This window comes from Rhizobium sp. BK112 (assembly GCF_014193215.1).
Taxonomy (GTDB): Bacteria; Pseudomonadota; Alphaproteobacteria; order Rhizobiales; family Rhizobiaceae; genus Rhizobium; species Rhizobium anhuiense.
On record NZ_JACHYZ010000010.1, the window covers coordinates 234,031 to 254,369 of the forward strand.

At 60.9% G+C, this 20,339-nt stretch carries 19 protein-coding genes and 1 riboswitch; of the genes, 13 read left to right on the forward strand and 6 right to left on the reverse strand.

Annotation, left to right across the window (positions count from 1 at the left end):
* Positions 1-329: 329 nt before the first annotated feature.
* The 13 genes from FHT75_RS25645 to FHT75_RS25705 all read left to right on the forward strand — a co-directional run bounded on the left by FHT75_RS25645 (position 330) and on the right by FHT75_RS25705 (position 14,254).
* Positions 330-2,231, forward strand: coding sequence for an ABC transporter substrate-binding protein (locus FHT75_RS25645; RefSeq protein WP_063473453.1), 1,902 nt, complete (start codon positions 330-332; stop codon positions 2,229-2,231).
* A 67-nt stretch (positions 2,232-2,298) separates the two neighbouring features.
* A complete protein-coding gene (locus FHT75_RS25650) occupies positions 2,299-3,303 on the forward strand; it encodes an ABC transporter permease (protein WP_063473454.1) in 1,005 nt (334 codons plus the stop codon).
* 6 nt (positions 3,304-3,309) lie between these two features.
* Positions 3,310-4,167, forward strand: coding sequence for an ABC transporter permease (locus FHT75_RS25655; RefSeq protein WP_028755849.1), 858 nt, complete (start codon positions 3,310-3,312; stop codon positions 4,165-4,167).
* A gap of 4 nt (positions 4,168-4,171) precedes the next feature.
* Positions 4,172-5,206, forward strand: a complete 1,035-nt coding sequence (locus FHT75_RS25660; protein ID WP_028755848.1) for an ABC transporter ATP-binding protein — start codon at positions 4,172-4,174, stop codon at positions 5,204-5,206.
* Positions 5,203-6,093 carry an ABC transporter ATP-binding protein gene (locus FHT75_RS25665; RefSeq protein WP_047615555.1) on the forward strand — a complete coding sequence of 297 codons (891 nt, stop codon included), beginning with the start codon at positions 5,203-5,205 and terminating at the stop codon, positions 6,091-6,093. The genes FHT75_RS25660 and FHT75_RS25665 overlap by 4 nt, the downstream gene beginning before the upstream one ends.
* Before the next feature lie 106 nt (positions 6,094-6,199).
* Positions 6,200-8,416: a primosomal protein N' gene (locus tag FHT75_RS25670; protein ID WP_028755846.1), complete on the forward strand. Its 2,217-nt coding sequence runs from the start codon at positions 6,200-6,202 to the stop codon at positions 8,414-8,416.
* A 78-nt stretch (positions 8,417-8,494) separates the two neighbouring features.
* Entirely contained in the window at positions 8,495-8,884 is a 390-nt protein-coding gene (locus tag FHT75_RS25675; protein ID WP_028755845.1) for a DUF4345 family protein, read from the forward strand.
* A 255-nt stretch (positions 8,885-9,139) separates the two neighbouring features.
* Positions 9,140-9,706 carry a F0F1 ATP synthase subunit delta gene (locus FHT75_RS25680; RefSeq protein WP_028755844.1) on the forward strand — a complete coding sequence of 189 codons (567 nt, stop codon included), beginning with the start codon at positions 9,140-9,142 and terminating at the stop codon, positions 9,704-9,706.
* Positions 9,706-11,235 (forward strand): F0F1 ATP synthase subunit alpha, encoded by a 1,530-nt coding sequence (gene atpA / locus FHT75_RS25685; protein ID WP_028755843.1) that lies wholly within the window; start codon positions 9,706-9,708, stop codon positions 11,233-11,235. Before FHT75_RS25680 ends, atpA begins: the two co-directional genes overlap by 1 nt.
* 28 nt (positions 11,236-11,263) lie before the next feature.
* The gene (locus FHT75_RS25690) at positions 11,264-12,148 is read left to right on the forward strand and encodes a F0F1 ATP synthase subunit gamma (RefSeq protein ID WP_063473455.1); all 885 of its coding nucleotides are present in this window, start codon (positions 11,264-11,266) and stop codon (positions 12,146-12,148) included.
* A gap of 23 nt (positions 12,149-12,171) precedes the next feature.
* Positions 12,172-13,608: a F0F1 ATP synthase subunit beta gene (gene atpD, locus FHT75_RS25695; protein WP_028755841.1), complete on the forward strand. Its 1,437-nt coding sequence runs from the start codon at positions 12,172-12,174 to the stop codon at positions 13,606-13,608.
* Positions 13,608-13,847 carry a hypothetical protein gene (locus FHT75_RS25700; protein ID WP_027682592.1) on the forward strand — a complete coding sequence of 80 codons (240 nt, stop codon included), beginning with the start codon at positions 13,608-13,610 and terminating at the stop codon, positions 13,845-13,847. Before atpD ends, FHT75_RS25700 begins: the two co-directional genes overlap by 1 nt.
* Positions 13,847-14,254: a F0F1 ATP synthase subunit epsilon gene (locus FHT75_RS25705; protein WP_028755839.1), complete on the forward strand. Its 408-nt coding sequence runs from the start codon at positions 13,847-13,849 to the stop codon at positions 14,252-14,254. The genes FHT75_RS25700 and FHT75_RS25705 overlap by 1 nt, the downstream gene beginning before the upstream one ends.
* A gap of 148 nt (positions 14,255-14,402) precedes the next feature.
* Here FHT75_RS25705 and FHT75_RS25710 read toward each other — a convergent pair whose 3' ends face one another.
* The 6 genes from FHT75_RS25710 to FHT75_RS25735 form a co-directional block, all read right to left on the reverse strand.
* A complete protein-coding gene (locus FHT75_RS25710) occupies positions 14,403-15,140 on the reverse strand; it encodes a sugar transferase (protein WP_028755838.1) in 738 nt (245 codons plus the stop codon).
* A gap of 167 nt (positions 15,141-15,307) precedes the next feature.
* The gene (locus FHT75_RS25715; protein ID WP_028755837.1) at positions 15,308-16,528 is read right to left on the reverse strand and encodes an acyltransferase family protein; all 1,221 of its coding nucleotides are present in this window, start codon (positions 16,526-16,528) and stop codon (positions 15,308-15,310) included.
* A gap of 224 nt (positions 16,529-16,752) precedes the next feature.
* Positions 16,753-17,763, reverse strand: coding sequence for an ABC transporter substrate-binding protein (locus tag FHT75_RS25720; RefSeq protein WP_047615541.1), 1,011 nt, complete (start codon positions 17,761-17,763; stop codon positions 16,753-16,755).
* Between the two features lie 80 nt (positions 17,764-17,843).
* Positions 17,844-18,644: an ABC transporter ATP-binding protein gene (locus tag FHT75_RS25725; protein ID WP_063473456.1), complete on the reverse strand. Its 801-nt coding sequence runs from the start codon at positions 18,642-18,644 to the stop codon at positions 17,844-17,846.
* The gene (locus tag FHT75_RS25730) at positions 18,641-19,447 is read right to left on the reverse strand and encodes an ABC transporter permease (protein ID WP_063473457.1); all 807 of its coding nucleotides are present in this window, start codon (positions 19,445-19,447) and stop codon (positions 18,641-18,643) included. The genes FHT75_RS25725 and FHT75_RS25730 overlap by 4 nt, the downstream gene beginning before the upstream one ends.
* Before the next feature lie 90 nt (positions 19,448-19,537).
* Positions 19,538-20,170: a YkoF family thiamine/hydroxymethylpyrimidine-binding protein gene (locus FHT75_RS25735; protein ID WP_028755833.1), complete on the reverse strand. Its 633-nt coding sequence runs from the start codon at positions 20,168-20,170 to the stop codon at positions 19,538-19,540.
* Positions 20,161-20,274: riboswitch (TPP riboswitch) on the reverse strand. Its footprint overlaps the gene before it by 10 nt.
* Positions 20,275-20,339: the final 65 nt, after the last annotated feature.

Here is a 20,339-nt window from a genome sequence, read left to right on the forward strand (position 1 = left end):
CGGCCGACCTGTCTGGTGATGAAGTACGGCCTCTTGGGAGGGCGCCGCGCTCGCCGCAAAAGCTAAGCCAAATGCTCGCTTTGTCAATAATATAAAAATATGCTTTATCATTGAGCGTCAAAAATGCCTGAAAATGCGCTATTTTTTATAGTCATCAAAATTATCGGTTGCCGTTTCTTGAAAAATTGTCGATAACTGTGGCGTGAGCTCGCCCGCCGTCGAGGAGTGCATGTGTCCCTGCGGCACGCGCAGGCAGGGGTTCGCTGGACGCATCGTCAATTGATTATGGGAAGCGCTCGCCGTGGCGAGTTGAGGAGGAGGAACATCCGATGAAGTTCCGTAGATATGCAGCCATCGCGCTAATGTCTCTTATGGCCCTTCCGGCATTTGCGCAGGATTTCATTGCCGGCATACCGCGCAACGAAACGCTGATTATCCAAGGCACGCCGCAGCAGAATGCCGACTGGTTCAACCTCTGGGCTCCTGGGGGCGGGGCGGCGGCAAACCTCAACGGCCTGCAGCAGCTGACCACCGATACGCTATGGTTCATCAATCCCGAAGGCGGCAAGGACGCCTGGCAGAACGCCCTTGCCAGCGAGCCCCCGAGCTACAACGCCGATTTCACCGAGATGACGGTGAAGCTGCGCAAGGGCATCTTCTGGAGCGACGGTGTCGAATTCACCAGCGACGATGTGGTCTATACCGTGCAGACGCAGATCGATCATCCCGGCATGGCTTGGAGCGCGCCCTTCACCGTCAATGTCGCGAGCATGGAAAATCCGGATCCGCAAACGGTCGTCTTCCATCTGAAGAAACCGAACTCGCGCTTCCACACGCTTTTCACCGTGCGCTGGAATGCCGCCTGGATCATGCCGAAGCATGTCTTCGAGAAGGCTGCAGATCCGCTGTCGTACAACAACAACCCGCCGGTCTCGCTCGGGCCCTATCAGCTGCAAAGCTATGACAAGGGCGGCAACTGGACGATCTGGAGGCTGCGCGACGACTGGCAGCGCACGTCGATCGGCCTGGCTGCGAAACAGCCGCCTGAGGTCAAATATGTCGTCTATCGCGCCGCCGGCAATCCGGAAGCCCGCGTTATCGAACAGCGCAACCACAATCTCGATGTCATCAACGACATGGCGCCCGAGGGCATGTTCTCGATCATGCGTGACAGCAAGAGTACGGCCTCGTGGCTGAAGGGTTTCCCTTTCGCGCATCCGGATCCGACGCTGCCTTCCGTTCTCTTCAATACGAAGAAGGCGCCCTTCGACAATAAGGATGTTCGCTGGGCTCTCGCGCTGCTGATCGATATCCGCGAAGTGGCGCTCGGCTCCTATCGCGGTGCGGCCAATATCGCAGCCCTAGCCACTCCGCCGACGGGTTCTGCCCCTGACGACTATTACGCACCGATGCAAGACTGGCTGACGAATTTCGAGCTCGACACCGGTTCCCGCAAGATCAAGCCTTACGATCCGAACATCTCGGCGCAGATCGCCAATATGGTGCGCAGCCAATGGGCCGATCAGATCCCGACGGATCCGGCCAAACTACAGCGTACATTCGGCTTCGGCTGGTGGAAGAAGGACGTTCAGGCCGCCACCGAACTGCTGCAGAAGGCAGGCTTCAAGAAGAGCGGTCGCCAGTGGGTAAAGCCTGACGGAACGCCCTTTACGATCCGTCTGCAGGTGGAAGGCGATGCCATTCCGACACTGGCCCGCGCCGGCACGGTGATTGCCCAGCAATGGACGCAGGCGGGCATCGCGACCAAGGTCGATGTCGCCGGCCCAACCAACGGTCAACGCCTCAGCACAGGCGATTTCGAGACGGCGATCTACTGGAGCATCGAGACCTGGGGCGGTCATCCCGATCTCTCCTTCTTCCTCGACAGCTATCATTCGGAGTTCATCAAGCCGCTCGGGCAGATCCAGCCGCCGCGCAATCTGCAGCGCTGGCAGGATCCGCGTCTCGACCTGCTCATCGAGAAGAACCGATCGATCGCCTTCGATTCGCCGGATGTCGCCAAGCTCGGTCAGGACTTCCTGAAGCTCGCCGTCGAGGAAATGCCGATGATCCCGCTGATGGCCTACAACAAGTTCGCGCCGCTCGATACGACCTATTGGACCAATTATCCAAGCGCGGACAATCCCTATTCGGCCTCGGGTCCGAACTGGTCGAACATCCGCTACATGGTGGTCGGGCTGAAGGCCAACCCTGATGCGCCGAAGCCTTGATCGGGGCACCATAAGGGAGACAGCCGGCCGCCGGCTGTTTCCGTTCTGCTATTGAAGGGTCGATGTCATGAATGGCTTTCTGATCTATGCGGCAAAACGTTTTCTGCAATTTCTCTTCGTGGTCTTCACCGGCATCACGCTGGCCTTCCTGATCGCGCATTTTTCGCCGGTCGATCCGATCGAGCAGACCGTGTCGCTGCTGACGAGCTTCGGCTCCACCGATCCGCAGGCCGTCGAGATCCTTCGCGAATCGCTGCGTGAACTCTACGGCACCGGCGGGCCGTTGCTGGACCAGTACGTCACCTTCTGGGGCCGCGTCCTGACCGGCGATTTCGGTCCGTCGCTCTCTTCCTTCCCGACCCCCGTCATGACCGTGATCGGCCGGGCTCTTCCCTGGACGGTCGGGCTTCTGACGCTCGCAACGATCATTTCCTGGATCATCGGCAATTTCCTCGGCGCGCTTGCCGGTTATTTCCACAGCAGTAAGTTGCTGAAGGTCGCCGGTGTCGTCATCATGGCGCTACAGCCGATCCCGACCTACATCATCGGCCTCAGCCTGGTGATCCTCTTCGGTTTCATCTGGCCTATCCTGCCGATCAGCGACGGCGCACAGGTCAATCTCCCGCCCGGCTTCAACTGGGCCTTCATCAGCTCGGTGATCGAGCATGGCATCTTGCCGGCCCTGACCCTCGTGCTCGTCGGCATCGGCGGCTGGTTCATCTCGATGCGCTCGCTCGTATCCAACATCGTCACCGACGATCATGTCGTTTACGCTGAACTCGGCGGCGTGCGCTCGCGCAGCATCTTTTCACAATATGTCGCGCGCAACGCCATGCTGCCGCAGGTCACCGGCCTGGCGCTCAGTCTCGGCAACGTCTTCGGCGGCGCCGTCATCGTCGAGTTCGTCTTCAATTATCCCGGGATCGGCAAGCTTTTGATCTCCGGCATTTATTCCGGCGATTATAGCCTCGTGCTCGGCGTCACCACAATCGCCATCATCGCCGTCGCCGCCGCGGTTTTCGTGATCGACATCATCTATCCGCTGATCGATCCGCGCGTGAAACTGGGATAATCCGTGATGTTCAAAGTCCTCAGAGACCTGCTGCGCTACAACAAGGAGTTCCTGCTCGGAACCGTCCTGATCTGCCTCATCCTGGCGTTGATCGTGGCATCGTTCTTCTCGCCCTATGACGAGAACGCCATCTATGTCGTCGCGCCCGACATGCCGCCTTCGGCCGAATTCTGGCTCGGCACCACCTCGCGCGGCCAGGAGGTTTTCTGGCAGATCGCCGCCTCGATGCGCAACACGCTGTTCTTCGGCATCATCGTCGCTTTCGTCAGCCGCATCATCGCCATCGCCGTGGGGCTGATCTCGGGCTATATCGGCGGCCGGACAGACCAGATCATCATGGCGGTCAACGATACGCTCGGCGCCCTGCCGAATATTCCGATCCTGCTGCTTCTGGTTTTCGTGCTTCGCGACCAGATGACGTGGTTCATGCTGGCGATCACCGCAGCGCTGCTTGGATGGACGCATGACAGCCGTCTGATCCGCTCCGTCGCCCTGTCTCTCCGCCACCGGGAATTCACCCGGCACGCGGTCTTCTCGGGCATGCGCACACGGCAGATCCTCATCCGCGAGCATCTGCCCTATGTGATGCCGATCGTCTTCTTCACGACGATGAACAACCTGATCTGGGCGATCGGCCTCGAGGTGACGCTCTCGGTGCTTGGGTTTTCCGACATCAACCGGCCGACGATCGGCGGCATGATCTACTGGGCCAATGCGCATTCCGCAATGGTATCGGGCATATGGTGGTGGGTCGCCTTCCCGATGCTCTTCGTCGTCATCCTGTTCCTCGGCCTGTTCATGCTCGCCATGTCGGTGAACGAATATATCGACCCGCGTTCGCGCCTGGCCCGGATGGGAGCTTGAGGAGATGCAGAATCTGATGAGAAGGCGGCCGTTGACCCTTGCCGAAAACGCCATGGACGCCCTGACGATCGATGGGCTGAAATGCTACTACGTCAATGATTATTTCGGCGTGCGGCGGGAGATCCGCGCCGTCGACGATATCAGCCTGACCATCCGCAAAAACGAGATCTACGGCATTGCCGGCGAATCCTCGAGCGGCAAGACATCGCTGATCAAGACTTTGGCCGGCGCCATCCGCCCGCCGATGCGCGTCGTCGGCGGAACGGTGAAATTCAATTTTGCCGACGGGCCCATCGATGTCTATGCCGAACCGGACAAGATGAAGGCGGCACGCTGGCGCCACCTTTCCTACATCATGCAGGGCTCGATGAACGTGCTGAACCCGGTCAGAAGGGTCAAACACGCCTTCACCGATTTCGCCTCCCGCCATATGAACCTCGATCCCGCTGCCTTCCACGCCCGTGTCGAAGCACATCTTGCCCGGCTGCATCTCGATCCCCATGTGCTCGATGCCTTTCCGCACCAGCTTTCGGGCGGCATGCGCCAGCGTCTGACGATCGCCCTTGCAACTGTCTGCGAGCCGGAATTCATCATCGCCGACGAGCCGACGACGGCGCTCGACGTGCTCGTCCAGCAGGACGTGCTGGCGCTGATCAAGGAAGTGCAGATGCGCATGCAGTCCTCGGTCATCTTCGTGACGCACGATATGTCCGTGCATGCCGCCATCACCGACCGGTTGGCCATCATGTATGCGGGCCGGCTGGCGGAGGAGGGGCCGACGCAGGCGATCTTCGACAATCCCCAGCATCCCTATACCGTCCATCTGATCGGCAGCCTGCCGCGCATCGGCGACGTCTCGACGCGAAAGAGCCTTAAAGGCAAGCCGCCGGCGCTTTCGGATCCGCCTTCAGGATGCCGGTTCCATCCACGCTGTCCGATTGCGATCGACAAATGCGCCCGTGAAGTGCCGGCCATGCTGCCGAGCGCCACAGGCGGGCGGGTCGCATGCTTCCGCGCCGGGGAGTACCAGATCCAATGAGCAGCCATTTCCTCCTCGAACTCGACCATGTGACCAAGCTCTTTCCGATCGGCGGTTTCTTCTCGCGCGAAAAGATGAAGGCGGTGAACGATGTCAGCTTCGCCCTTGCCGCCGACAAGCCCGAGATATTCACGATCGTCGGTGAATCCGGTTCCGGCAAATCGACGCTGGCAAAGATGATCCTCGGTAATGAAAAGGCCGATCGGGGCAGCATCCGCTTCGACGGCGCTGATGTGAAGTCGGTGCATTCCCGCAGGGACCGCGAGGCTTTCATGGCAAAGGTCCAGCCGGTCTTCCAAAATCCGTTCGAGGCCTTCAATCCGCTGACCCGGATCGACGAGTATCTGCTGGCCACCGCCCATCGCTTCAAGGGCGCGAAGAGCCGCGCCGAGAAAGAGGCGCTTGCCGACGTTGCCCTTCAGCGCGTCGGCCTTTCGATGGCGGAGATAAAAGGTCGTTTCTCGCATGAGCTTTCAGGCGGTCAGTTGCAGCGCATTGCCGTCGCCCGCGCCCTGATACCGGAGCCGAAGCTGATCGTCGCCGATGAGCCCGTCTCGATGGTGGACGCATCGCTTCGCATGTCGATCGTCAATCTCTTCCGCGATCTGCGCGACTCTCTCAACGTCTCGATCGTCTACATCACCCATGATCTTGCGACCGCCTATTACATTTCCGATCGCGTGGTGATCATGCGCAAGGGTGTGGTGGTGGAGAGCGGAGATGCCAGGGACGTGCTGGAACATCCGAAACACGCCTATTCGATCGCCTTGAAGAACGCGGTGCTACCGCCCAATCCTCGCGACGCGTCGGCGATCATCCGCCTGCGGCAGCGCAACGGCGAGACAAATGAAGCCTATTCCGGCGATGGCGACCGCTTGGCCAGATGAAGCTGGCGCTCTGAGCTTCGGTCGTCAAATCGTCGCGACGCCCCGGAACCCATCGCTCTGTCTTTGCGGTTCCAATTCCATCGATTTGCGGGCATGGTCTCGCCCGATGAGCACAGATTCGTCCGATCTCTTTGGCGCGCTTTTCGAGGCACCGCCCGCGAACCGAACGGTTCCGGTGCTGGTGCCGATGCCGGCGCCAAAGCCCTATTCCTATTCGGTGCCGGATGGCATGGCGGTCGAGCCCGGCTCGGTCGTGCAGGTGCCGCTCGGCCCGCGGCAGGTGATCGGCGTCGTCTGGGACGGCGGCGAGGACGGCGTCGATCCGAAGAAGCTCCGGCCGATCAGCCATGTCTTCGATTGCCCGCCGCTTTCCAAAGAGATGCGGGATTTCATCGATTGGGTGGCCACCTATACGCTCTCGCCGCCCGGCCTCGTCGCGCGCATGGCGCTGCGGGCGCCGAACGCCTTCGAGCCGGAACCGATGGTGGAGGGGTTGAAGTTCGTCGGCGGCGACCCGGAGCGGATGACGCCGGCGCGCGCCCGGGTGCTCGACACGGCCTCCGACGGCTTTTCCTGGACGCGCAGCGGCCTGGCGCATGCGGCGGGCGTTTCGACGAGCGTCGTCGATGGGCTGATCACGCTCGGCATCTTCGAGACGATATTTTTGCCGCCGCCGCCGGTGGTGGCGATGCCGGATCCGGATTTTGCCGCAGCCCGTCTCGAAGGACCCCAGAAGCAGGCGGCCGAGGAGATCGTTTCCGACGTCCGCAAGGGCGAGTTTTCGGTGTCGCTGATCGACGGGGTGACCGGCTCCGGCAAGACGGAGGTCTATTTCGAGGCGATTGCCGAGACGCTGAAGCGCGGCAAGCAGGTGCTGATCCTGCTGCCGGAGATCGCGCTGACGGCAAGTTTCATGGAGCGCTTCCAGGATCGTTTCGGGGCAAAGCCGGCCGAATGGCATTCCGATCTGGCGCCGCGCATGCGCGAAAAGGTCTGGCGCCAGGCGGTGACCGGCGAAGTGCGCGTGGTGGCGGGCGCCCGTTCGGCGCTCTTCCTGCCCTTCGAGGATCTCGGTCTGATCATCGTCGACGAGGAACACGATCCCGCCTACAAGCAGGAGGATCGCGTCTTCTACAATGCCCGCGACATGGCCGTCGTGCGCGGCCGCATCGGCGATTTTCCCGTCATTCTGGTGTCGGCGACGCCGTCGGTCGAAAGCCAGGTCAACGGGCAGAGCGGCCGCTACAGCACCGTTCACCTGCCGACGCGTTTCGGCGATGCGGCGCTGCCGGACCTGCATCTCATCGATATGCGCCGGCATGCGCCGGAGCGAGGCGGCTTCCTGTCGCCGGTGCTGATCCGGGCGATCGGCAAGACGGTGGAGAAGCGCGAACAGGCACTGCTCTTTCTCAACCGGCGCGGTTATGCGCCGCTGACGCTCTGCCGGGTCTGCGGTCACCGATTCCAGTGCCCGCAATGTTCGAGCTGGCTGGTGGAGCATCGCTTCCGCAAGCAGCTGCAATGCCATCAATGCGGCCATGCCGAGCGCACGCCGGAAGCGTGCCCGGAATGCGGTACGCTCGACCATCTCGTCGCCTGCGGGCCGGGAGTCGAGCGCATCGCCGAGGAGGTGGAGCGGCATTTCCCGGAGGCGCGAACGATCGTTCTTTCCTCGGATATCATGGGCGGGGTGAAGCGGCTGCGGCTGGAGCTGGACGCGATCGCCAAGGGCGAGGCCGATATCGTCATCGGCACCCAGCTCGTCGCCAAGGGGCATAATTTTCCACTGATGACACTGGTCGGCATCGTCGATGCCGATCTCGGCCTTGCCAATGGCGACCCGCGCGCGGCCGAGCGCACCTTCCAGCTTTTGTCGCAGGTGACCGGCCGTGCCGGGCGCACCGGCCTCAAGAGCCATGGGCTGCTGCAGACCTACCAGCCGCAGCATCCGGTCATGCAGGCGATCGTGTCAGGCGATTCCGACGCCTTCTATGAGCGCGAGATCACCGAACGCGAACGCGCCGTATTGCCGCCCTTCGGCCGGCTCGCCTCGATTATCGTTTCGGCCGAAACCCGCCACGACGCCGAAAACCATGCGCGCGGCATGCGCAACGCCGCACCTCAGGTGTCGGGCATCTCGGTCCTCGGCCCGGCCGAAGCGCCGCTCGCGCTGGTGCGCGGCCGCCACCGTTTCCGCCTGCTGGTGCACGGGCGGCGGAACTCCGACATGCAGGGGTTCTTGCGGGTGATGCTGTCGCAATCGCCCAAGGAGCGCGGATCGGTGCAGGTGCAGCTGGATATCGATCCGCAGAGTTTTCTCTAAAACAGAACGTCGCCATTTCCTCCTTTTTCGGCGCATGCCATAAAACACTGATTCATCCGGGTGATTTGGGGCTGACGCATGGAGTTTTATTTTCCGACCGAGCTTGGCGAGCAGCTTGCCTTTTGCTCCGCCGCTTTCACGGCGCTCGCCGGCTTCATCATGATGTTCGCCCCGGGCCAAACTTTCCGTCTCCTCGGTCTGCAGGCACAGGAGGGGCGGCCGGAAGGCTTCGGCGAGGGACGCTCGATGGGCGGCTTTTATCTCGGCTTCGGCCTGTCGGCGATCATGCTCGCCCAGGACTGGATCTACATGGCGCTCGGTGCCTCCTTCGCCATGGCTGCCTTTGCCCGGATCATCTCGATCCTGTCCGATAAGGGGAGTAATATCGTCAACTATTTACTCCTGGTTGTGCAGATCGCTTTGGCCGCGTTACCACTGCTCTACGTTTTCGGCTTCACCCAGACGTAACTCTTGCTGCCGGCAGACGGCTTCCGTGGCCTGCTTTCAGGCCATTGCGCAATTTTGCGGACAGAAATTCATGTGAAAGGCGTATTCGGGCATTACGCGTGTTGCGAGTCCGAACATCCTATGTTAGACGGACCCCGAATTTCGGAAGAAGCAAGAGGCTTCTCTTGTGATTTCTGGGGGAAATCAAAACGAATTCAAGATCATAGGTTCGGCGCCCGCCGAGAGCCGGATTTTGGGTTGAAATCAGGGAAATTTGTGCCAGTGGCAGACACGTCCCAGCTTACTTCTGGCGTTGCCGAGCGCTATGCCTCGTCGCTTTTCGAACTGGCGCTCGAGCAGGGCGCCGTGGACAGCGTAACCGCAGATCTTGACCGTTTCCAGGCGATGCTGGATGAGAGCGCCGATCTTAAGCGCTTCGTCGTAAGCCCGGTTTTCTCCGCCGACGACCAGCTGAAGGCGATCGTCGCCATCAGCGAGAAGGCTGGCATCAGCGGTTTCTTCGCCAATTTCCTGAAGGTCGTGGCGCGCAATCGCCGCCTGTTCGCCCTGCCGGGCATGATCAAGGCCTTCCGCATCATCGCCGCGAACCATCGCGGTGAAATCTCCGCCGAGGTCACCTCGGCGCATGCGCTTTCACAAGCGCAGGAAACCGAATTGAAGGTGGCACTCAAGAGCGTTACCGGCAAAGACGTGACGATTGCCGTCACGGTTGATCCGTCAATTCTTGGTGGTCTGATCGTGAAGGTCGGGTCCCGTCAGATTGATACGTCTCTTCGTACCAAACTCTCTACCCTTAAGCTCGCATTGAAAGAGGTTGGCTGATGGATATCCGCGCCGCGGAAATTTCCGCAATTCTCAAAGACCAGATTAAAAATTTCGGCAAAGAGGCAGAAGTCTCGGAAGTCGGCCAGGTTCTCTCCGTCGGTGACGGTATCGCTCGTGTCTATGGTCTGGACAATGTCCAGGCCGGTGAAATGGTCGAGTTCCCGGGCGGCATCCGCGGCATGGCGCTGAACCTTGAAGCCGACAATGTCGGTGTCGTCATCTTCGGCGCCGACCGCGACATCAAGGAAGGTGACACCGTCAAGCGGACTGGCGCCATCGTCGACGTTCCGATCGGCCCTGAGCTGCTCGGCCGCGTGGTCGACGCGCTCGGTAATCCGATCGATGGCAAGGGCCCGATCAACGCGACGCGCCGTTCGCGCGTCGACATCAAGGCTCCCGGCATCATTCCGCGCAAGTCGGTTCACGAGCCGATGTCGACCGGCCTCAAGGCCATCGACGCGCTGATCCCGGTCGGCCGCGGCCAGCGCGAGCTTGTTATCGGCGACCGCCAGACCGGCAAGACCGCGATCCTTCTCGATGCCTTCCTCAACCAGAAGGCTATTCACGACAACGGTCCGGAAGGCGAGAAGCTTTATTGCGTCTACGTCGCTGTCGGCCAGAAGCGTTCGACCGTCGCGCAGTTCGTCAAGGTGCTCGAAGAGCGCGGCGCGCTCAAGTACTCGATCATCGTCGCCGCCACCGCGTCCGATCCGGCGCCGATGCAGTTCCTGGCTCCGTTTGCCGGTTGCGCCATGGGCGAATACTTCCGTGACAACGGCATGCATGCGCTGATCGGTTACGACGACCTGTCCAAGCAGGCCGTATCCTACCGCCAGATGTCGCTGCTGCTGCGCCGCCCGCCGGGCCGCGAAGCATATCCGGGCGACGTTTTCTACCTGCACTCGCGCCTGCTCGAGCGCGCTGCGAAGATGAACGACGACAAGGGCGCCGGTTCGCTGACCGCTCTGCCGGTTATCGAAACGCAGGGCAACGACGTATCGGCCTTCATTCCGACCAACGTGATCTCGATCACCGACGGTCAGATCTTCCTTGAAACCGACCTGTTCTACCAGGGTATCCGCCCGGCCGTGAACGTCGGTCTGTCGGTTTCCCGCGTCGGCTCTGCGGCACAGATCAAGGCGATGAAGCAGGTTGCCGGCTCGATCAAGGGCGAACTCGCCCAGTATCGCGAAATGGCCGCCTTCGCCCAGTTCGGTTCGGACCTCGACGCTGCGACGCAGCGCCTGCTGAACCGCGGCGCACGCCTGACCGAACTCCTGAAGCAGCCGCAGTTCTCGCCGCTGAAGACGGAAGAGCAGGTCGCCGTGATCTTTGCAGGCGTCAACGGCTATCTCGACAAGCTGCCGGTCGCTTCGGTCGGCAAGTTCGAGCAGGGCTTCCTCTCATATCTGCGTTCGGAAGGCTCCGCCATCCTCGACGCGATCCGCACGGAAAAGGCAATCAGCGACGATACCAGGGGCAAGCTTACCGCTGCTCTCGATAGCTTCGCAAAGTCTTTCTCGTAATCGGGCCCTAAGTTAGGACGGATAACGGATGCCTTCACTTAAGGATCTGAAAAACCGGATCGCCTCCGTCAAGGCGACGCAGAAGATCACCAAGGCGATGAAAATGGTCGCCGCGGCGAAGCTTCGGCGCGCGCAGGAGGCGGCCGAGGCCGCTCGGCCATATTCGGAGCGCATGGGTGCAGTTCTGGCGAATATCGCCAAGGCTGTCACCGACGCCGATGGCGCGCCGGCGCTGATGACCGGCACCGGCAAGGACCAGGTTCATCTGCTGGTGGTGTGCACGGCCGAACGCGGTCTTTGCGGCGGTTTCAACTCGCAGATTGCGCGCTTCGCGCGCGAACATGTGCGCAAGCTGGTTTCCGAGGGCAAGACGGTGAAAATCTTCACCGTCGGCAAGAAGGGTTACGACATCCTTCGCCGCGAATTCGCTTCGCTGATCATCGAGCGCAAGGAATTGCGGGACGTCAAGCGGGTCGGCTTCGAGAATGCGGATCAGATCGGTAAACGCCTTATCGAGATGTATGCTGCCGGCGAATTCGACGTCTGCACGCTGTTTTATTCCGAGTTCAAATCGGTGATCAGCCAGATTCCGACGGCGCAGCAGCTCATCCCGGCTTCAACGGGAGCTGTGCAGGCCGAAGATGCCGCCCATGCAGGCGCTGTCTACGAATACGAGCCGGATCCGGCATCGATCCTTGAAGATCTGATCCCGCGCAACATCTCCGTCCAGGTCTTCCGCGCGCTTCTTGAGAACGTCGCGGGTGAAATGGGCGCCAAGATGAGCGCGATGGACAATGCGACGCGTAATGCCGGTGAGATGATCAATAAGCTGACGCTGAGCTACAACCGCCAGCGTCAGGCGCAGATCACCAAGGAACTCATTGAAATCATTTCGGGCGCGGAAGCGCTCTGAGGCTAGGAAAAGAGGGTCAGAAAATGGCTGAGGCAGCTACCCCCAAGATCGGCTCTGTCGGCAGAGTCACCCAGGTTATCGGCGCCGTCGTCGACGTTGCTTTCGAAGGCGAACTGCCGAAGATCCTGAATGCGCTGGAAACCAGCAACAATGGCAACCGCCTGGTTCTCGAAGTTGCGCAACACCTTGGCGAAAACGTCGTCCGTACCATCGCGATGGATTCGAGCGACGGTCTCGTGCGCGGCCAGGAAGTCGCCGATACCGGCGCTCCGATCATGGTTCCGGTTGGCAACGAGACGCTCGGCCGCATCATGAACGTCATCGGCGAGCCGGTCGACGAAGCCGGTCCGCTGGTCACCGCTCACAAGCGCGCCATCCACCAGGATGCGCCGTCCTATGTCGAGCAGTCGACGGAATCGCAGATTCTCGTCACCGGCATCAAGGTCGTTGACCTTCTCGCTCCCTATGCACGCGGCGGCAAGATCGGCCTGTTCGGCGGCGCTGGCGTCGGCAAGACCGTTTTGATCATGGAACTGATCAACAACGTCGCCAAGGCGCATGGTGGTTATTCGGTTTTTGCGGGCGTCGGTGAACGTACCCGCGAAGGCAACGACCTCTATCACGAAATGATCGAATCGAACGTCAACAAGCATGGCGGCGGCGAAGGTTCGAAGGCTGCGCTGGTTTACGGCCAGATGAACGAACCGCCGGGCGCCCGCGCCCGTGTCGCCCTGACCGGCCTGACGGTCGCTGAACATTTCCGCGACCAGGGCCAGGACGTTCTGTTCTTCGTCGACAACATCTTCCGCTTCACGCAGGCAGGTTCCGAAGTGTCGGCTCTGCTCGGCCGCATTCCGTCGGCCGTCGGCTATCAGCCGACGCTCGCAACCGACATGGGCCAGATGCAGGAGCGCATCACCACGACGACGACCGGCTCGATTACCTCGGTCCAGGCCATTTACGTCCCGGCCGACGACTTGACCGACCCGGCTCCGGCAACCTCGTTCGCGCACCTTGACGCAACGACGGTTCTGTCGCGCTCGATCGCCGAAAAGGGCATCTATCCGGCCGTCGATCCGCTCGACTCCACCTCGCGCATGCTCGACCCTCTGGTCGTCGGCGAAGAGCATTACGAAGTCGCCCGCAAGGTCCAGTCGACGCTGCAGCGTTACAAGGCCTTGCAGGACATCATCGCGATCCTTGGCATGGATGAACTGTCCGAAGAGGACAAGATCGCGGTTGCCCGGGCCCGCAAGATCGAGCGTTTCCTGTCGCAGCCGTTCTTCGTCGCCGAAGTCTTCACCGGCTCGCCGGGCAAGCTCGTTGCTCTCGAAGATACGATCAAGGGCTTCAAGGGCCTCGTTAACGGCGAATATGATCACCTGCCGGAATCTGCCTTCTATATGGTCGGATCGATGGAAGAAGCGGTCGAAAAGGCCAAGAAGCTCACAGCTGCTTAATGAGCGACGCGCTGGACGAGATATTCTGCTGCGACTCCCTGAAAGGGGTCGTGGCGGATCTTCCGGAACCAGCCGCGCCGACTATCTATCGCGCCGATAACGGCGTGCTGATGATGGTGGTGGGTCTGGTCCAGAGCGAGGAAGGCCTCGGTTATCTCGACCAAGCGATAATGCACTGCCCGTTCTGCGGGACCAAATTGCAAGATGCGAAAGCCATAGCCGAGAAGGTAAGTCACTGATGGCTGACAATTTCAACTTTGAGCTCGTTTCGCCGGAGCGTCTGCTGTTGTCGGAGATGGTGACCGAGGTGGTCATTCCCGCGACTGAAGGCGAGATGACGGTCATGGCGAATCATGCGCCGACGATGACGACGATCAAGCCGGGTGTCGTGAGCGTGCGTTCGGCCTCCGGCAAGAAGCAGGACTATGTGGTGTTCGGCGGTTTTGCCGATATCCTGCCGACCGGTTGCACATTGCTTGCCGAATCCGCGGTTCCGGTCGAGGAACTCCACAAGGACGAGCTGACCCGCCGCATCGAGGCTGCCCGCCAGGAGCTCGAGCATGCCGAGCTGCACGAGCACAAGTCGAAGCTCGAGCATTTCATCATGGAACTGACGCATCTGAGCGGCATCGTCCAACAGGATTGATCGCCATCGACTGCGACGATCAAGGGCGGCTGCAACAGCCGCCCTTTTTTGTGCCTGTTCAGCTGTCGCGATAGCGCGGGCGGCTTGAAATGAAGAAGCGGCCCGATGGGGCCGCTTTGCCGATGTGTACCGAGTGGCCGGCTTCGGCTCAGAAGCCGGTGCCGCCGCGTAGCTCGATGGCAATCGTCTTGAACAATATCTTCAAGTCGAGCAGCAGGCTGAAATTCCTGACATAATAGATATCGCAGGCAATGCGGGCGCGGGCTTCCAGCCGTCGCGCCGTCGGGCCGCGCCAGCCGCGCGTCTGCGCAAGACCGGTGATGCCGGGACGCATGATGTGGCGGTGATGATAGTCCGGCACCAGTTCTTCGTAGAGCCGGCCGGCTGCCCGCATGTTGATGGCATGGCAGCGCGGGCCGACCAGCGACATGTCGCCCCTGATGACATTGAAGAGCTGCGGCAGCTCGTCGATATTGGTCTTGCGGAGCACCGCGCCGATGCCGGTCACTCGGCTGTCACCCTTGACGGTCTGTTGAACGCCGCTGGGATCACAAGCTTCCGCGCGCATCGATCGGAATTTGAAGATCGTGATCTTCCGGCCGTTCAGCCCCCAGCGGATTTGGCGGAAAAACACCGGACCGCCATCATCGAGTTTGATGAAAAGAGCGATTGCCAGAAAAATCGGCGCCAGCACGACGAGGGCGCTGAGTGAGGCGACGATGTCGATCAACCGCTTCACGCTCAGTCGCACAGCCATTTTTCTTTCGACAGGGGAAAAGCTATCCGGCTGGCGAATATTGGAGTTCGCGATAACCAGGGTCTTGGTTTTGTCCTGACGCTGAGACGGATCGAAGCGTGAATTCGTCTTCGAAGTAAAAGCATTCATTACGCAAGGTCCACAAGTTTAGATGCGATACTGAACAGCAAGGAGACAGATACATGGTCACGTATCGTTTGTCATCGGTATAAATAAGAATTCCGTAACCCTAAAGACACCAAAAATGGGAGTATTTCGCGTTAACCTTAATGCCTGTAGTTGCGCTATCCGGAAACTTATACTTTGAAAGGAGTAGCCCGATTGGATTGGCGAGCTGTCAGCCGGTTTCCGAAATCGATCGCCGGTTTCTCCAGCAGATGGTAGCTGAGGCTTGCTACCAGAAGGATAAGCGCTGCCGCCAGTCCGCAAGACTGCAGCCAGCCGGTCACAACATTTTCCGAGGAAGCGCCGAACGAGCCCGGGTCGAGCTTCTGGATCAATAGCAGGATAATCTCCTGCCAGATATAGATGCCGAAGGAGATCTTCGCGACGTAGCGGACAGGCGCGTTGTCGAGCAGCCTGCCCAACCGTTGCGAATGGCTGAGCGAAACGAGGGCCGCCCCGACCGCCAGCGGGAAGACCGGAAAGCCATAGGGGATTTCGAGCCAGCCGTAACCCTCGGCGGAGCCGCCGGGCGATATCACGAGGCGGTAGCCGGCAATGGCGAGGGCGAGAAGCGCTGCGGCATCGAACCAGGAAGAGCGTCTTCGTGGGAGCATGGTCTCGAGGCCGGCGGCGAGCGCACCGAGCGCGAAGACGGCGAAGAAGCCGATCGGATTATATCTCGGCATCCATTCCTTCGCCCCACCCTGCAGGCCGTACTGCCAACCGCGTCCGATGTCGCCGAGCGGAAACAGGGTGAGGATCAGCAGATGGGCCAGGAGTACGCCTGTGATGACGCATAGCCAGGCGAAGCGCGCAAGCAGCGGGCGTTGTCTCAGGATGGGCAAACGAAACAGCAGGAGAAAGCAGACCGGCAGGAGCACATAGCTGGTGACCTCGAAGGGAATGGACCAGAGCGGCCCGTCGGCTTCGACAGGAAAGAAGGTGCGCCAGTGCCACTGGCTCATGAACAGCAGCCCGGAGACATAGCGGAGTGCAAGCTCCGGTGTCAGCGGCAGGGCAAGCAGCGTCAGGCTGAGGGCGAAGCTGATGGTGGCGGCAACCCAGAAGCCCGGAGCGATGCGCGCTGCCCTGCGGATCGTGTAATGCCGCAGGCTCGGCAGGTTGCTGCCCGCGTCGAGCGCGCGCCAGAAGGGATGGGCAAGAAGAAAGCCGCTGAGCACAAAGAACACGGCAACGCCGAAATTGCCGAAGCGGAGGACATGTGCGGTCGGTCCGAGTTCGTCGGGGATTCTGCGCATATCCAGCCGCAGCGCGAAGTGGTGGGCAAGCACCAGCAGACAGGCCGTCGCGCGCAGAAAGTCCGCTCCGGCCAGTCTCTCCTGTTGTCGCATCCTATCCCCCGCCTTGCCTAGCGCATCGGCCCGAAAATCGGAATCGATTTTCGGAAAGCACGATGCCTAAATTCTAAGTGTTAGAGCGTCCTTTGCGCATCCGAAAGGACGCGCGGCGCTCTAAAGCATGATGCCGAAAAGTGTGAGCGGTTTTCGCACGACATCATGCTCCGGGTCTCGGACTTTGCAGCGGAAAGCCGCGACGGGCAAGGCAGGCGTTGGGCTCAGTCGAGAAGTTCGTTGGTATAATAGGTGGAAAAGTCCGGCTTCTCCTTGAGTGCGGCGCCATTGGCGTCGACCAGAATCCCATTCTCGAGCAGGAAGCCGCCGAGGGCTTCGGCCTTTGCCGGATCGAGCTTACCGATCACGCCGGCCTCGGATTTCAGGAAGTGCCCCTCGATCAATGCCTTCTGAGACGCCTTTACCAGTTCCGTATTCATCAGTGCGCCATTGCTTCCAGAGATCAGCAGATCGCAGGCTTCGTCGGGATGGTCGACGGAATAGGCATAACCCTGGCGCGTGGCCTGGATGAAGGCGCGGGCGTGTTCCCGGTTTGCCGAGAGATAGGCGTCGCTGGAGACGATGACCGTCGTCTGCTCGTCCGGAATGCCATAATCGGAATAGTGGAAGCGGCCGATCTTCCGGTTCTCCAGTTCGGCGGCTATGCCTTCCCAGGTGTAGATCTCCAGCGTGAAATCGATCGAGCCATTGTCCAGCGCCTCGTAAGCGGAGGTGCCGAGGGTGACGGTCTTGACGTCGCCCTTGCCGCCGTCATTGCGGATCATTGCGGAGATCAGCGCGCTCTCCCAGGTGCCGCCAAAGCCGCCATAGGTCTTGCCGTCGAGGTCTTTCGGGCTCTTGATGTCGTCGCGTCCGCCCTTGAAGATCAGGCGTGCGGTTTCTGTCTGGACGACGCCGTAGACCATCTTCACGTCACCGCCGCCGGCGCGCTGCGTGAGGGTCTCGATCTCACTGCTGATGCCGAAATCGGCAACGCCGTTCGACACCAGTGTTCCGGCGCTGGTATCGGTGAAGGGAAGGATCTCGACATCGAGTCCGGCATCGGCGTAGAAGCCCTTCGCCTTGGCGACATAGATGCCGATATGGTTGGTGTTGGGCGTCCAGTCGAGCGCGATGCGAACCTTTGCGGGCGCCGATTGGGCGAAGGCGGTGCGGCCGGCAAGGCTTGCCGCGATGGCGGCGAAAATCGTCTGGCGGCGGGTGAGAAGCAGCATGGTGACCTCCTCAGGTCTCTAGAGCATGATGCCGAAAAGTGTCGGCGGTTTCGGACGACATCATGCTCTAACTCTATAAATTAGAACAGCGATTCAGATTTTGGGCCGACCGGCCTAAAATCATCCTGTTCTTGCGGATGAAGCAGGGTTTGCAGGATTTCGGTTTCGATCGCCTGGGCCGCCGGCGAGCCGAGGTCGGCGATGCTTCTCGGACGGGGCAGGGGAACGCGGAATTCGCGGATGATACGCGCCGGACGGGCCGAAAGCACGTAGATCCGGTCGGAGAGGAACACGGCCTCGCGAACGTCATGGGTGATCAGCAGCGCCGTCCAGCGGTGCTCGGTCCACATGCCCTGCAGCCATTCCTGGATCTGCGTGCGCGTCAGCGCGTCGAGCGCGCCGAAGGGCTCGTCGAGCAGCAGCATGTCCTGCGTCTGGACGACGGTGCGCAGCAGTGCGGCGCGCTGGCGCATGCCGCCGGATAGTTCGGAAGGATAGTGGTGTTCGAAGCCGGAAAGGCCGAAGCTCTCGAACAAAGGCGCGACGGCGGCGCGGGCCGCGCGGCGGCTCATGCCTTTCACCTCGAGGCCGAGTGCCGCATTGTCGATGATCCGGCGCCAGGGCATCAGCGCATCGCGCTGCGGCATGAAGGCGAAGGAATGCGGTGCCTGTTCCAGCGGCACGCCGTTGAAAAGCATGGTGCCGGAATCGGGTCGAAGCGCCTGTGTCAGCAGCCGCAGCACCGTCGATTTTCCGGAGCCGGACGGTCCGACGATCGAAACGAACTCGCCGTCTGCGACGGCGAGCGAAATGTCGCCCAGCACCTTCATGCCGTCGAAGGACTTCGAGATACTACCGAGTTCAACCATTGTATCGCTCATCGGCGCCGCTCCCCGGTTGGCTGCCAGGGCATGACGAGGCGCTGGATCAACAGCGTCAGCCCGAAGAGGCCGAGCGTGAGCACGGCGCTGACGACGACGGCGGCGAGCACGAGATCGGGACGGAAATTGTTCTTGGCGTTGAGGATATAGATGCCGAGGCCGCGGGCGGCGCCGGCATATTCGGCAAAAATCGCGCCAACGACGGCATAGGTGATCGAGATTCTGAGGCCGGCGAAGAAATAGGGCAGCGAGGAGGGAAGCCGGGCCAGGCAGAAAATCCGCCAGCGACTCGCCTTCATCGAATTCAGCAATTCGGCGATGTCGCGGTCGGTCGATTCATAGCCCTGCAGCAGGGCGACGAGCAGCGGAAAGAAGGTGACGAGCGCCACCAGCAACACTTTCGGCAGCAGGCCGAAGCCGAACCAGAGGACGACGAGGGGCGCGATCGCCACCAGCGGCAGGGTCTGGCTGGCGATGAAGATCGGCAGCAATGCCCGGCGCATGAAGGGCACGAAATCCATGAGGATCGAGGCTACGAAGGCGAAAGCCAGCGACAGCGCGAAACCTCCAAGCGTCGCGCCGAGCGTCGGCCAGGTGTTTGATATCAGCGCCTCGCGGTTCAGCCAGCCCTGGATGACGATGCGCGACGGCGCCGGCAGGATGGAGGGCTTGATCCCGGAAAGATCGACATAGAGTTCCCATGCCGCCAAAAAGGCGCAGCCGGCGAGCAGGGCAGGTATGCCCCGGTAGAGAGCGGCGCGGAGCGCGGCAAGGCGCGAACCCAGTGGTGGTAGCGGTGTCATCGGCGTTCGATTTCAGGCTTTCGTCGGGCACTGCATAATTCCTTAAATCGGAATCGATTTAAGGATAAAATTATGCAGCAATTTAAAGTGTTACAGCGTCCTTTGCGCGTCTGAAAAGACGCGCGGCGCTGTATTGGCTGACACCGTGATATCGAGGGTCACATGCCCCTCGGGGTCACCGAAGCGATAGAAGGCCTCACGAATGGTTGCGAAGACGGCGCCGGCATCGCCAGAAAGCCTGGTGCAGAAATTCTTGGCGCGGTCGAAAGTGCCGGAGCGTTTGAGAAAGTCGATGCAGCCATAGATCTCGTCCATATGGGTGCCGGTTCCCATGACGTAGAGCGAGAATTGGGCAGCGGTCGGCTGTCCGGTCTCGGCGGTGATTTCAACGGCGGCAAGGGCGGCCGCTATACGGTCAGCAAGCGGCTCTGCCTGGCCGGAGGAGGGGTTGACGCCGCAGATGGCCTCGTCGGGCTCACCGGGGCAGCCGCGTGAGACGGCGGCGGACAGCACGCAATGTTCGCCGGTCTTTGCGGCGGTGACGAAAAGATCGTGCATGGCGGCGAAAAGAATGTCAGGCGGGCCGACCAGCAGCGTAGAGATGTCATCGGTCTCGATGCGCAGCCGGTCGCGATAGGGATCGAGCGCCTTGACGGCATCGAGAATGATGCCGACGAAATCGCCGGACATCGGATAGAGTGACACTTGTGCGCCTGAAAACATCTGAACCTCGCTCCGCTGGCATTACCCAGATCAGCTTTGAAGGGTCCAGAGGCTTGCACCTCACATCTCAGCCCCGGCAATACGGAGCTCCCCCGTTAATGGCGCGGAAACTATCACCGGGGTTTTCTCCCCGCAACTGCAAAGTTGCGAACCCGTCCATGCGGTCGGG

Coding starts and splice junctions, on each gene's coding strand:
- FHT75_RS25655 (WP_028755849.1), top strand. CDS start 3,310: ATGTTCAAAGTCCTCAGAGACCTGCTGCGCTACAACAAGGAGTTCCTG.
- FHT75_RS25710 (WP_028755838.1), bottom strand. CDS start 15,140: ATGAATGCTTTTACTTCGAAGACGAATTCACGCTTCGATCCGTCTCAG.
- FHT75_RS25720 (WP_047615541.1), bottom strand. CDS start 17,763: ATGCTGCTTCTCACCCGCCGCCAGACGATTTTCGCCGCCATCGCGGCA.
- FHT75_RS25730 (WP_063473457.1), bottom strand. CDS start 19,447: ATGACACCGCTACCACCACTGGGTTCGCGCCTTGCCGCGCTCCGCGCC.
- atpD (WP_028755841.1), top strand. CDS start 12,172: ATGGCTGAGGCAGCTACCCCCAAGATCGGCTCTGTCGGCAGAGTCACC.
- FHT75_RS25670 (WP_028755846.1), top strand. CDS start 6,200: ATGAGCACAGATTCGTCCGATCTCTTTGGCGCGCTTTTCGAGGCACCG.
- FHT75_RS25700 (WP_027682592.1), top strand. CDS start 13,608: ATGAGCGACGCGCTGGACGAGATATTCTGCTGCGACTCCCTGAAAGGG.
- FHT75_RS25675 (WP_028755845.1), top strand. CDS start 8,495: ATGGAGTTTTATTTTCCGACCGAGCTTGGCGAGCAGCTTGCCTTTTGC.
- FHT75_RS25705 (WP_028755839.1), top strand. CDS start 13,847: ATGGCTGACAATTTCAACTTTGAGCTCGTTTCGCCGGAGCGTCTGCTG.
- FHT75_RS25690 (WP_063473455.1), top strand. CDS start 11,264: ATGCCTTCACTTAAGGATCTGAAAAACCGGATCGCCTCCGTCAAGGCG.
- FHT75_RS25660 (WP_028755848.1), top strand. CDS start 4,172: ATGCAGAATCTGATGAGAAGGCGGCCGTTGACCCTTGCCGAAAACGCC.
- FHT75_RS25715 (WP_028755837.1), bottom strand. CDS start 16,528: ATGCGACAACAGGAGAGACTGGCCGGAGCGGACTTTCTGCGCGCGACG.
- atpA (WP_028755843.1), top strand. CDS start 9,706: ATGGATATCCGCGCCGCGGAAATTTCCGCAATTCTCAAAGACCAGATT.
- FHT75_RS25665 (WP_047615555.1), top strand. CDS start 5,203: ATGAGCAGCCATTTCCTCCTCGAACTCGACCATGTGACCAAGCTCTTT.
- FHT75_RS25735 (WP_028755833.1), bottom strand. CDS start 20,170: ATGTTTTCAGGCGCACAAGTGTCACTCTATCCGATGTCCGGCGATTTC.
- FHT75_RS25725 (WP_063473456.1), bottom strand. CDS start 18,644: ATGAGCGATACAATGGTTGAACTCGGTAGTATCTCGAAGTCCTTCGAC.
- FHT75_RS25650 (WP_063473454.1), top strand. CDS start 2,299: ATGAATGGCTTTCTGATCTATGCGGCAAAACGTTTTCTGCAATTTCTC.
- FHT75_RS25645 (WP_063473453.1), top strand. CDS start 330: ATGAAGTTCCGTAGATATGCAGCCATCGCGCTAATGTCTCTTATGGCC.